Origin of the sequence: Pseudomonas sp. VA159-2, from assembly GCF_024126635.1 — a bacterium.
Classification (GTDB): domain Bacteria; phylum Pseudomonadota; class Gammaproteobacteria; order Pseudomonadales; family Pseudomonadaceae; genus Aquipseudomonas; species Aquipseudomonas muyukensis.
In genome coordinates, this window is the sequence record NZ_JAMYBV010000019.1 from 75,124 (window position 1) to 87,463 (window position 12,340).

The window sequence follows — 12,340 nt, forward strand, 5'->3', positions numbered from 1 at the left end:
TCCCTGGCCTATTGGAAACCGTTCGCGGGATCCGTTTATCAGGAGAAGCCAAATGGCCCTCAGCGTCGAAGAAAAAGCCCAGATCGTTGCAGACTATCAGCAAGCCGCCGGCGACACCGGTAGCCCGGAAGTACAGGTTGCCCTGCTGACCTTCAACATCAACAAGCTGCAAGGCCACTTCAAGGCCAACGAAAAAGACCACCACTCCCGTCGTGGTCTGATCCGTATGGTCAACCAGCGTCGTAAGCTGCTGGACTACCTGAAGGGCAAGGACACCACTCGTTACAGCGCCCTGATCGGTCGCCTGGGCCTGCGTCGCTAATAGCGGCCTGGCCAGTGGTGTTGCATGGCGTGTCGCATTCCTCGGCAAGGCTGCCTGGCAGCCCTGCCGTTGGACACGCCGCGCGATCTGCGAGGTTGGCAGCCTGGTCTGCCGAGCGGTTCATCCGCCCGGCGCCAGGTTCCCAGCCTCGTGTTGTATCTGGACGGTCGATGGGGCCGATTCCCCATGCTGCCCAAGAATTCGCAAGAACCAGTTCCCCCAAGAGCCACTGAAAAAGGTAGGAAACCGTGAACCCGGTAATCAAGACGTTCCAGTTCGGTCAATCGACCGTTACTCTCGAAACGGGCCGCATTGCCCGTCAGGCCACCGGCGCCGTGCTGGTCACCGTCGACAACGATGTCACCGTGCTGGTGACCGTGGTCGGTGCCAAGCAAGCCGATCCGGGCAAGGGCTTCTTCCCGCTGTCCGTGCACTACCAGGAAAAGACCTACGCCGCCGGCAAGATCCCTGGTGGTTTCTTCAAGCGTGAAGGCCGTCCTTCCGAGAAGGAAACCCTGACCTCGCGCCTGATCGACCGTCCGATCCGCCCGCTGTTCCCAGAAGGCTTCATGAACGAAGTGCAGGTTGTCTGCACCGTCGTCTCCACCAGCAAGAAGACCGATCCGGACATCGCTGCGATGATCGGTACCTCGGCTGCCCTGGCCATTTCCGGCATTCCGTTCGAAGGCCCGATCGGCGCTGCCCGCGTCGCCTTCCACGAAAGCACCGGCTACCTGCTGAACCCGACCTACGAGCAACTGGCTGCCTCGAGCCTGGACATGGTCGTCGCCGGTACCGAGTCCGCTGTACTGATGGTTGAATCGGAAGCCCAAGAGCTGACCGAAGACCAGATGCTGGGCGCCGTCCTGTTCGCCCACGACGAATTCCAGGCCGTCATCAAGGCGGTCAAGGAGCTGGCTGCCGAGGCCGCCAAGCCGACCTGGGACTGGAAGCCTGCCGTCGCCAACACCGAGCTGTTCAACGCCATCCGCGCCGAATTCGGCGAAGCGGTGTCGCAGGGCTACACCATCACCGTCAAGGCCGACCGCTACGCGCGTCTGGGCGAGCTGCGCGACCAGGCCGTTGCCAAGTTCTCCGGTGAAGAAGGCCAGCCATCGGCCGGCGAAGTCAAAGACATCTTTGGCGAAATCGAGTACCGCACCGTTCGCGAAAACATCGTCAACGGCAAGCCACGTATCGACGGTCGCGACACCAAGACCGTGCGTCCGCTGAATATCGAAGTCGGTGTGCTGCCCAAGACGCACGGCTCGGCCCTGTTCACCCGTGGCGAAACCCAGGCCCTGGTCGTCGCGACCCTGGGTACCGCCCGTGACGCCCAGCTGCTGGACACCCTCGAAGGCGAGAAGAAAGACCCCTTCATGCTGCACTACAACTTCCCGCCGTTCTCGGTGGGCGAGTGTGGCCGCATGGGCGGTGCTGGCCGTCGTGAAATCGGTCACGGCCGTCTGGCCCGCCGTTCGGTCCAGGCCATGCTGCCGGCCGCCGACGTGTTCCCGTACACCATCCGCGTGGTCTCGGAAATCACCGAATCCAACGGCTCCAGCTCCATGGCTTCGGTCTGTGGCGCTTCGCTGGCGCTGATGGACGCCGGTGTGCCGATGAAGGCCCCGGTTGCCGGTATCGCCATGGGCCTGGTCAAGGAAGGTGACAAGTTCGCCGTGCTGACCGACATTCTCGGTGACGAAGACCACCTCGGCGACATGGACTTCAAGGTAGCCGGTACCGCCAAAGGCGTCACCGCGCTGCAGATGGACATCAAGATCAACGGCATCACCGAAGAGATCATGGAAATCGCCCTGGGCCAGGCCCTGGAAGCGCGCCTGAACATCCTCGGCCAGATGAACCAGATCATCGGCGAATCGCGTACCGAGCTGTCGGCCAACGCGCCGACCATGATCGCGATGAAGATCGACACCGACAAGATCCGTGACGTCATCGGCAAAGGCGGCGCCACCATCCGCGCCATCTGCGAAGAGACCAAGGCTTCGATCGACATCGAAGACGACGGTTCGATCAAGATCTTCGGCGAAACCAAGGAAGCGGCAGATGCTGCCAAGCAGCGCATCCTGGGCATCACCGCCGAGGCCGAGATCGGCAAGATCTACGTCGGCAAGGTCGAGCGCATCGTCGATTTCGGCGCCTTCGTCAACATCCTGCCGGGCAAGGACGGCCTGGTGCACATCTCCATGCTGAGCGATGCTCGCGTCGAGAAAGTCACCGACGTGCTGAAGGAAGGCCAGGAAGTCGAAGTGCTGGTACTGGACGTGGACAACCGCGGCCGTATCAAGCTGTCGATCAAGGACGTCGCTGCCGCCAAGGCATCCGGTGTCTAAGCCCTGAGCGGCTGAAGAAGGACCCTTCGGGGTCCTTTTTTTTGGCCTGCCGCGCCCCCCCGGAGGGCTGGCGAAGCAGGCGAGGCGACGATTGGTTCGCCGGCAAGCCGGCTCCTACGGGGTTTTGGCCTTGCATCTTGCATTCAGGTTGGCGCCGCAGCTTGCAAAATGCACGACGCCAAGTATTTTAGAAACTCACTAACTTATTGATTTATAAGGAAACAAGCGAAACGGAAAAACTGGCACAAGCCCTGCAACATCATTCCTACCTGACGCCAGGAACCACGGCGCAGACCTTTCGAAAAACAGGAGTGACTCACATGAAGAAGTTCGCCATTGCTGCCGCTACTGCTACCGCTCTGACCCTGACCATGGCCAACGCAGCTTTCGCTGCCCAGTCCACCCAGGCCCCGATGACGCTTGCGGCCGGTGAGGTGACCAAAGCCAAGGAAGCGACTTCCGACACCTGGATCACCACCAAGGTGAAGGCTGACCTGATGACCGAGAAAGGCGTGCCAGGCAGTGACATCAAGGTCGAGACCAACAAGGGTGTAGTGTCGCTGTCCTCGGACGTGGCCATCACCGATGCGCAGAAAGAGATGGCAGTGGCCATCGCCAAGAAGATCAAGGGCGTGCAGGCCGTCTCGGCGGATGGCCTGAAGTCCGAATAAGGAATGTCCCGTCGGCCAAAAGGAGTTGGCCACCCCTTCAAGCAAAAGCCCCGGCATCTGCCGGGGTTTTTGTGCATGCCCGCCTTAACACTCTCACCGCTGCGGATTACACGCGACCACATCGCCCTCGAAGCACACCTGCTCGGCAATCAACGGCTCCACCAATGGCCGACTGTCGCGAAAATGCGCGGTCTGGGTATGGGCCTCGTACGCGGCATCGTCCTGGTAGATCTCGTACAAATAAATCACGTCGGGATCATCCCGGTCCTGCGATACATCGAACACCAGGCAGCCCGGCTCGGTGGCCACCGAGGCGGTGGCATTGGCCTGGATGGCGCTCAGGAAGGCATCGGCGCTGCCGGGTTTGACGCGGGTCTTGATAAACAGGCTGTACACAGGACACTCCTTTTGTTTTAAATTCTAAATTGAATTGTATACAAAAAAGGAGCCTTGCCCATGTCCGATCTACCTGTGCGTCCTGGTCGCTTGAACGGCCTGCGCCACATTGCCCTGCTGGTCCCCAACCTGGAGGAGTGCGAGCGTTTCTATGTCGATGTGCTGGGCATGGAGGTGCTGAACCGGGCCAACGAAGACCTGGTGTACCTGACCTGCGGCAACGACAACCTGTCGCTGGGGCGCGGGGCAGGGGCGGCCAATGGGCTGCAGACCCTGGATCACTATGGCTTCATTGTCGACAGCGTCGAGGAGCTGGAGGCCTGGTACCAGTACTTCAAGGCCCGCGGGGTGACCTTGCTGGATCGTCCGTTCAACCATGGCGATGGCGCGCGCAGCTTCCATTTGCTGGATCCGGCGGGGAACAAGGTGCAGCCGCTGTATCACCCGGCGGTGTCGGGGCAGCGGCTGGTCTGAAGGGGTGCTGTAGGCGCCGGCCTTGCCGGCGAACACCGGCTTGGCCGATGCCTGCTTCGCCAGCAAGGCCGGCCCCTACAGGCGAACGCGGATCGGATGCTTACTCGGCATCCAGGTGCATCGGCGTCACCACGCGCCCGTCGCTTTCAGCCTGACCGAGGTTGGTGTCGATGAAGTACACCCGGTCATCCTCCAGCTGCCCCTTGTCCACCAGGTAATCCTTGATGGTGCTGGCACGCGCCTGGCCGAGGTTGCGCAGCAACACGGCGCTCTGCGCCCAGGACGTGATCACCGCCTCGCGCAGCTTGGCGGTACGCTCGTCGCGGCTGAGCTTTTCCCACTCGGCGGGCGGCTGCTGCTTGAGGCGGTTACGGTAGATGCCTTCGAGCATCGGCGGTTTGTCGCTGTCGTCGACCACCAGCAACGAGGCGTTGGCCGGAACCTTGTCGCCACGGCGTTGCAGGATCTTGTACCAGGTGGCCTGGTATTCGCGTTCCAGGCGCTGCTGGGCGATCAGCGGGCCGTCGCTGCTCTGCGCCGCGGTGCCTTCGATCTCCAGGCGCAGCTCTGGGCGCTCCTTGAGCGCCGAGGCCAGCTTGTCGAGGGACGATTGCACCTCGGGGGTCAGGTCGCTGGAGCCGGCGGCGAACGAGACGTTGCCCAGGTCTTGCGAACCTCCGCCCGAGACCAGCCCGCCAAGCAGCTTGAACGGCGCCTGGGCCGCGCGCAATACCAGGTTGCGCAGGGTCTGCCAGACAATCGGCATCACGCTGAACTGCGGGTTGTTGAGGTCGCCCGATACCGGTAGCTCGATGGAGATCTTGCCTTCGGTGTCCTTGAGCAGCGCCACCGCCAGGCGGATCGGCAGGTCCACCGCGTCCGGGCTGTCGACCTTCTCACCCAGTTGCAGCTGTTCGACCACCACTTTGTTCTCGGCCTTGAGCTGGCCATTGGTGATCAGGTAGTGCAGGTCGAGGTTCAGGCGGCCCTTGCGGATGCGCAAACCCGCGAACTTGCCCGAGTAGGGCGTCAGGGTGGTCAGTTCGACGCGCTTGAAGCTGGTGGCGATATCCAGGCTGGCCATCGGGTCGAACGGATTGAGCGCCCCCTTGATGGTCACCGGCGCATAGCGGTCGACCTTGCCCTTGATATCCACCTTGGCCGGCATCGGCTTGCGGTTGTCGATGGTGCCGATCTGGCCGTTGAGTTGTTGCACGGCGGTGGCGAAGTTCGGCGTCAGGGTCAGGTCGGCGAAGTTGGCCGAACCGTCGTTGATGCTGATCTGGCCGATATGGATACCCAGCTCCTTGCCGCTGCCGGCGGCCGCCGGTTTGCTCGCGGCCGGAGCAGGCTTGTCGGCGGGCTGTGGGATCAGCAGGTCGTCGACGTTGGTGGTGCGGTCTTCGTTGATGATGAAGCGCGCATAGGGCTGCAGCAGGGTCACCTTGTCGATCGACAAGGCGTCGCCGTGCACGTACGCCAGGCCATCGACGTTGACCTGCTGCCATTTGACGAAGTCGCGGTTCTTGATGGTATCCAGGGTATGCAACTGGCTGGCCTGGGCCTTGCCGGTGATGCTGAAGGCCAGCGGCTCGGTGCTCTTGAGGTCGACCTTGAGGTCGCTGGAGAGCATGCCGCTGCGCAACTCGAGGCGGATGAACGGGCTGATGTAGGCCTGGGCCACGCGCAGGTCGATATCGCGGGTGGCGACGTCGAGCTTGGCGGTCACCGGGGCCAGGTTCACCAGGCCGGCAGCTTGCAGCTTGCCCTGCTTGCCCACGCCGGTGTCGAGCTTGAGGGTGAAGGGCGACTGGTTGAGGCTGTCGAAGTTCTGCAAGTCGAGGTTCAGCGGGCCGACATCCAGCGCCACCGGTTCCTTCTGGCTACGGTCGGCCAGGTGCACCCTGTAGTTACGCGCCTGTACGTCCTTGAGCAGCACCTGCCAGGGCTTGCTTGGCGTGGCGGCGGCCTTTTCCTGGTCGCTCGGCTCGGCAGTGGCCGGCTCGGCCTTTTCCTTGGGAGTGGCCTTTTCTGGCTGGCTGGCGAACAGCTTCTGCCAGTCGAGCTGGCCGTCTTTTTCCAGGGCGGCCCAGGTCTCGAGGTTTTCGCTGCGGATCTTGCCGACCGTGACCAGTTGCTTGGCCAGGTCGATGGAGGTCTCGCTCACCTCGAGGCTGGCCAGGCGCGCCAGCGGGCGGCCGTCCGGCGCCTTGATGGCGAAGGGCGCGACCCGGACCGAGGTGTTGTCGAGCAGCAGCTCGGTCTCCTTGGCCAGGTTGAGCTTGTAGTGGGTGTCGAGGCTGACCATGCCGTCTTCCAGCACCAATGGCACGGCATCGCGCACGTAGGGCCAGAACAGCTTCATCTTGCCGTCGCTGATCTTCAGGGTGCCTTCGGAGGCGATGGGCGTCAGGCTCAGGGTGCCGCTCCAGTCGATGCGTCCCCCGGCCGGGCCGTTGGCCACCAGGGTCATGTCGGCGTTGTCGTCGGGCAGGGTGCTGAGGTTCTTCAGCTCGAGGTTCATCGAGTCGTAGAGGAACTCGATCGGCTCGCTCGGGCGCAGGTCCTCGAAGTGCAGGTAGCCTTCGTTGAGCTTGATGCTGGCGATGCGTACCGGGAACGGATCGCTGGGTGGCTCGTCGGCTTTCGGCTCGCTTGGCGGCAGCTTGAACAGCTGCGCCAGGTTGAGGCTGCCGTCCTTGGCGAACAGCAGCTCGGTGCGCGGCTTGTCCAGTTCCACGGCGTCCAGGCGCAGGGCCTTGGTCCACAGGCTGTCCAGCGACAGGTTGGCGTACAGGCGCTCGAAGCCGACCTGCTCCTTGCCGGGCTCGCCGATCTGCAGGCCCCAGAGCGTCAGCTCGAGGCTGAACGGGTTGAGCTCGATGCGTTGCAGGTGAGCAGGCACCGTGGCGTATTGCGCCAGTTGCTGGTTGGCGATGCGCAGGGCGACGCCAGGGAGAATGAGAAAGCCGAGCAGGCTGTACAGGGCCACGAGGGCCAGCAGGGCGCCGAGGGCGCGGGTCAATCCTTTGGGCATGTGTCGCTTCGTCTGTATCAGGCTGGAGTGCTTGGAGTATGGCACGTTAAATCGGTTCCGATGAGGCGACCAAAATACCTCATTCCAGGCCCATGCGCCGTCGCGCACGGTGCGCCGAACCGTCGCGCATGGCCCAGCGCAGCATCGGCGCGGTATTCATCAGGCCCAGGCGCACCATGCGCCGCTGCAATGGCCCCTGGTGCAAGTCGAGCATGGCGCTGGCCCAATCGGGCAGCAGGTCGATGCCAGCCGCGAGCATCAGCTTGCCCACCGGCTGTGCCAGGCGGCTGGGCGCTGGGGCCTTGAGCAGGATGTCGACCACCTCCAGGCTGCGGGCGTCACAGCGCAGTTGCGGGCGCATGCGCTGCAGGTAGGCCTCGATCTCGGCGCAGCAGCGCGGTATGTTGCGGGCGCCGAGGCGTTCGGCGACCAGTGCGATCTCGGCGTAGTAGGCATCCTGGCTGGCCCTTGGCAGGTGCGGGTTGCGATAGCGCAGGTGGGCGGCGAGGAAGCTGCTGACCTCGGCCACGTGCACCCAGGTCAGCAGCTCGGGGTCGCTGGCGGCGTAGGGACGGCCGTCGGGGGCGGTGCCGGCCACCTTTAAGTGGAGGGTGCGCACCTTGTCGATCAGCCATTCGGCATCCCGGGTCGAACCGAAGGTGGTGCCGGAGATGAACTGGCTGGTGCGGCGCAGGCGCCCTAGCAGGTCGCCGCGAAAGTTCGAATGGTCCCACACCCCGGCCAGGGCCAGAGGGTGCAGCAATTGCAGGAGCAAGGCGCTGATGCCTCCCACCAGCATGCTGGGAAAGTCGCCATGCACCTGCCAACTGAGGCTGTCGGGGCCGAACAGGCCGGGATCGCCCTTGGGCGACTCCAGGTCGAGCTGGCCGAGGGCCAGCCCGGTGAGGCTCATGACCTGGGTTTCGATGCGACGACGTAGGGCTTCCATGGCGACCTGTGCTGGCCGCCATGGCGGCCGTCTATGGGGTTGGACGTTTGTCGTTCAGCCGGGCATCAGCCTGGCCGGCGGGGGGCGGCTCGAACGCGCCTCCCTGGACATGATAAACCGTCGGCTCCTCGGAAAAATACGGCGCCAGGTGGGCCATGAAGCGCTGGTGGTCTGCGCTTGCCTCGAAGCCAGGCGAGTGATCCTCGAGCGAGTGCCACTGCACGATCAGGTTGAACTGATGGGGGCTCTCGACCCCCTGCGCGAGCAGGTGGCTGATGTGCCCTTTGGCCCGGCTGAGCAGCGGGGCGACTTCGGCGAAGGCGTGCCTGAAGCTTTCGATGCGCGCCTGGCGGATGGGGAGTATGGCGATTTCGTAGATCATGGCGGTTCTCCGGATCGAACGGGGTTATGGGCGCATCAAGCGCAGGCAAGTTCGGGCGCAGGCACGACGGCAATGGCGATCTTCCCTTGCAGGCCGTTGTTGGGGCTTTGCAGCCGGGCATGGGCGTGGGCAACCTCGGCAAGCGGATAGACGGCGCCCACGTGTGGACGCAGTTGCCCGCGCTCGACCAGAGCACTGAGCTCATCGAGCTTGCCGCGCAGCTGCCGGGTGAAGACGAAGTGGTAACTCGCGTTCTTGCCCCAGGCCTGAATGAGGTTCTGCGGTTGTGCGATGTCCACGATCGAGACCACGCGCCCCAACTGCGCCAAGGCGTCCGGGCTGCGAGACAAGGCATCGCCGCCGATGGTGTCGAACACCACATCGACACCACGGCCTGCTGTTTCCTTCAGGATGACGTCGACATAATCCTGGCGTTCATGGTCGATGACCACATCGGCGCCCATGCGCCGCACGAATTCGCCGTTCGCTGCGCGCACCGTGGTGAACACCCTGGCGCCCATCGCCTTGGCCAGCTGGATCGCCACGTGGCCGACCCCTCCGGCACCGCCATGCACGAGGATGCTCTCGCCCACCCTGAGCGCTGCGCGGACCACCAACGCCTCCCAGGCCGTACCGCCGACCAGGCTCAGGCTGGCCGCCTCGAGATGGCTCAGCGAGGGCGGCTTCAGGCCGACGATGCCTTCGGCGGCGACATGGTACTCGGCGTAGCTGCCCGAGCCTTCGAAGATCTGTGGGGTGTACCACACCTCGTCGCCGGGCCGGAACGCCGTCACGCCAGGTCCGACGGCTTCGACGACGCCGGAGACGTCGTGCCCGGTAATGGCCGGCAGCGGCACCAGGTCGGGATAGTCACCACGACGAACCTGGTAGTCCAGCGGGTTGATCGAGGTGGCATGCACCCGGACCAGCACCTGCCCGGCCTGTGGCACTGGTTTGGCGACATCGCGATAGGCGAACGCGTCCGGTCCGCCAAAGGCGTCCAGTATCAATGCTTTCATGGTAGTTCCTCGCTTCGATAAAAAGGGATATCGGGAAATATCGATGTATTGATGGGTAATGACACTGCTATTGCGTTCCTGGGCGCCCCGGCACCTCGATGATTGCTCTTTTCGTGAAAACGGGATATCGGGAAAAGTCGATATATTGAAATGGAAGAAAACCTTAGAGTTCACTCCCGATCAGCTCCGCGAGTACGCTGATAGCCGCTTCGTTGCGCTTGTAGTAGGTCCACTGACCTATCCGGCGGACCTCGACCAGGCCTGCGCGCTGCAGGGTGGCCAGGTAGTCGGAGACCGTTGACTGCGACAGCCCGACGCCTTCCTGGATACTGCTCACACAGACACCCACGGTGTGAACGTCACCTTCGTCCTGGGGAGGAAAGTGTTTCACCGGGTCTTTCAGGCCTTTGAGGATCTCGAGGCGGGTGCGGTTCGAGAGTGCCTTGAATACGTCGAGCAGTTCCATGGCGCGATAATATCGGGATTATTCGATATGTCAATTCGCAACAGGACGGCCGGTGGAGGCCGTCCTGCGCAGCTCTCTATCGGTTCAGGCGTGTGTCGATCAGGCCCTGGACCACGCTCGGGTCGGCGAGGGTCGAGGTGTCGCCCAGGTTGTCCAGTTCGTTGCAGGCAATCTTGCGCAGGATGCGCCGCATGATCTTGCCCGAACGGGTCTTGGGCAGGGCGGGCGCCCACTGGATCAGTTCAGGTTTGGCGAAGCTGCCGATCTCCTTGCTGACCAGGGCCAGCAGTTCGGCCTTGAGCGCGTCGTCCGCTTCGACGCCGTTCATGGGGGTGATGAAGGCATACACACCCTGGCCCTTGAGGTCATGTGGGTAACCGACCACGGCCGCCTCGGCAACGCTGTCGTGCAGCACCAGGGCGCTCTCCACCTCGGCGGTGCCGATGCGGTGGCCGGACACATTGATCACATCGTCGATGCGGCCGGTGATCCAGTAGTCGCCATCGGCGTCGCGGCGAGCGCCGTCGCCGGTGAAGTAGTACCCGGGGAAAGGTTTGAAGTAGGTGTCGACCATGCGCTGGTGGTCGCCATAGACGCTGCGGATCTGCCCCGGCCAGCTGGCCTTGATCGCCAGCAGGCCGGCGCCGGGGCCTTCGATCAGCTTGCCTTTGTCGTCCAGCAGTACCGGTTGCACGCCGAACATCGGCTGGGTGGCGCAGCCCGGCTTGAGCCGTGGCGTGCCGGGGAGGGGGCTGAGCATGATGCCGCCGGTTTCGGTCTGCCACCAGGTGTCGACAATGGGGCAGCGTTTTTTCCCGACGGCTTCGAAATACCATTCCCAGGCCTCGGGGTTGATCGGCTCGCCGACGCTGCCGAGCAGGCGCAGGCTCTGGCGCGAGGTACCCTGCAAGGGCCCTGCACCCTCGCGCATCAGCGCGCGCAGGGCCGTGGGCGCGGTGTAGAAGATGTTCACCCGGTGCTTGTCGACCACCTGCCAGAAGCGCGAGGTGTCGGGGTAGTTGGGCACGCCTTCGAACATCAGCGAGATCGCGCCGTTGGCCAGCGGGCCGTAGACGATATAGCTATGGCCGGTCACCCAGCCGACGTCGGCGGTGCACCAGAACACCTCGCCGTCGCGGTAGTCGAACACCGTCTTGAAGGTCATGGTCGCCTGCAGCAGGTAGCCGGCGGTGCTGTGCAGCACGCCCTTGGGTTTACCGGTGCTGCCCGAGGTGTAGAGGATGAACAGCGGATCCTCGGCGTTCATCGGTTCGGCGGGGCAGTCGTCAGCGGCCGTTTCCGTCACTTCGTGGTACCACAGGTCGCGCCCGTCGCGCCAGGCTACATCAGCGCCGGTACGCTTGATCACCAATACGCTGCTCACCGCCGGGCAGCTGGCCAGCGCCTTGTCGACGTTCTGCTTGAGCGGAACGCGCTTGCCGCCGCGCACGCCTTCATCGGCGGTGATCAGGGTACGGCAGTCGGCGTCGAGGATGCGGTCGCGCAGGGCATCGGGGGAGAAACCGCCGAATACCACCGAGTGGATGGCGCCGATGCGCGTGCAGGCGAGCATGGCGTAGGCGGCCTCGGGGATCATTGGCATGTAGATGCACACGCGGTCGCCCTTTTTCACGCCGCGGGCTTTCAACGCGTTGGCCAGGCGGCAGACCTGGCGGTGTAGTTCGCGGTAGCTGATGGCCTTGCTGTCGCCGGGGTCGTCGCCCTCCCAGAGCAGGGCGGTCTGCTCGCCACGTGTGGCCAGGTGGCGGTCGATGCAGTTATGGCTGACGTTCAACTGGGCACCGTCGAACCAGCGGGCACTGCCGGTCTTCAGGTCGCACTGCTGCACGCTCGACCAGGGCTTGATCCAGTCCAGGTGCTTGGCCTGATCGGCCCAGAAGGTATCGGGATCGTCCACCGATTGACGGTAGAGGCGACGGTAATCCTCGTCGCTGAGGGTGGCGGACTGGCTCACGGCCAGGGCCTGGGGATAGTCGCGGATATCGAACATGGCGGTGGTCCTGCTCTTGTTAGGGGCGAGGGACTGCAACGGCTATTCGATGGACAGTGTAGCCAGAGGTGGTGTTCCTTGAGGAACACGCCGTTCGCGTGTAGGAGCGGCCTTGTGTCGCGATGGGGCGCGCAGCGGCCCCAGGATTTCAGCGATACTGCCTCGATTGCTGGGGCCGCTGAGGGTGTCAGAAATTTTGTGTTCGGGCATAACATGAGTAAGAGGTGCATGTATGCCAACCAAAAAGAAACCCCTGCGT

11 protein-coding genes are annotated in these 12,340 nt (G+C 63.6%); 4 read left to right on the forward strand and 7 right to left on the reverse strand.

Going from position 1 to position 12,340, the window contains the following annotated elements; genetic code table 11:
* Window positions 1-52 precede the first annotated feature (52 nt).
* The 3 genes from rpsO (at window position 53) to NJG22_RS18265 (ending at window position 3,347) form a co-directional block, all read left to right on the forward strand.
* On the forward strand, window positions 53-322 hold the full coding sequence (gene rpsO, locus NJG22_RS18255; protein WP_023629335.1) for a 30S ribosomal protein S15: 270 nt from the start codon (window positions 53-55) through the stop codon (window positions 320-322).
* 248 nt (window positions 323-570) lie between these two features.
* Complete coding sequence (pnp, locus tag NJG22_RS18260; RefSeq protein WP_134691570.1) at window positions 571-2,676, forward strand: polyribonucleotide nucleotidyltransferase; 2,106 nt, start codon at window positions 571-573, stop codon at window positions 2,674-2,676.
* Window positions 2,677-2,996: 320 nt separating this feature from the next.
* The gene (locus tag NJG22_RS18265) at window positions 2,997-3,347 is read left to right on the forward strand and encodes a BON domain-containing protein (RefSeq protein WP_028691248.1); all 351 of its coding nucleotides are present in this window, start codon (window positions 2,997-2,999) and stop codon (window positions 3,345-3,347) included.
* A gap of 93 nt (window positions 3,348-3,440) precedes the next feature.
* On the opposite strand, the gene NJG22_RS18270 is transcribed toward NJG22_RS18265, so the two are convergent.
* Window positions 3,441-3,743, reverse strand: coding sequence for a putative quinol monooxygenase (locus NJG22_RS18270; RefSeq protein ID WP_253096480.1), 303 nt, complete (start codon window positions 3,741-3,743; stop codon window positions 3,441-3,443).
* A 60-nt stretch (window positions 3,744-3,803) separates the two neighbouring features.
* Between NJG22_RS18270 and NJG22_RS18275 the strand changes: the two genes are divergently transcribed.
* On the forward strand, window positions 3,804-4,217 hold the full coding sequence (locus tag NJG22_RS18275) for a VOC family protein (RefSeq protein WP_253096481.1): 414 nt from the start codon (window positions 3,804-3,806) through the stop codon (window positions 4,215-4,217).
* 100 nt (window positions 4,218-4,317) lie between these two features.
* Here NJG22_RS18275 and NJG22_RS18280 read toward each other — a convergent pair whose 3' ends face one another.
* The 6 genes from NJG22_RS18280 to acs form a co-directional block, all read right to left on the reverse strand.
* Window positions 4,318-7,254 carry a DUF748 domain-containing protein gene (locus tag NJG22_RS18280; protein WP_253096482.1) on the reverse strand — a complete coding sequence of 979 codons (2,937 nt, stop codon included), beginning with the start codon at window positions 7,252-7,254 and terminating at the stop codon, window positions 4,318-4,320.
* 79 nt (window positions 7,255-7,333) lie between these two features.
* Complete coding sequence (locus tag NJG22_RS18285) at window positions 7,334-8,203, reverse strand: oxygenase MpaB family protein (RefSeq protein WP_253096483.1); 870 nt, start codon at window positions 8,201-8,203, stop codon at window positions 7,334-7,336.
* A 31-nt stretch (window positions 8,204-8,234) separates the two neighbouring features.
* The gene (locus tag NJG22_RS18290) at window positions 8,235-8,585 is read right to left on the reverse strand and encodes an antibiotic biosynthesis monooxygenase (protein WP_253096484.1); all 351 of its coding nucleotides are present in this window, start codon (window positions 8,583-8,585) and stop codon (window positions 8,235-8,237) included.
* 35 nt (window positions 8,586-8,620) lie between these two features.
* Window positions 8,621-9,604, reverse strand: coding sequence for a zinc-dependent alcohol dehydrogenase family protein (locus NJG22_RS18295; protein WP_253096485.1), 984 nt, complete (start codon window positions 9,602-9,604; stop codon window positions 8,621-8,623).
* Window positions 9,605-9,767: 163 nt separating this feature from the next.
* Window positions 9,768-10,070: a metalloregulator ArsR/SmtB family transcription factor gene (locus NJG22_RS18300; protein WP_217852673.1), complete on the reverse strand. Its 303-nt coding sequence runs from the start codon at window positions 10,068-10,070 to the stop codon at window positions 9,768-9,770.
* Between the two features lie 76 nt (window positions 10,071-10,146).
* Window positions 10,147-12,081, reverse strand: a complete 1,935-nt coding sequence (gene acs / locus NJG22_RS18305; protein WP_253096486.1) for an acetate--CoA ligase — start codon at window positions 12,079-12,081, stop codon at window positions 10,147-10,149.
* Window positions 12,082-12,340: the final 259 nt, after the last annotated feature.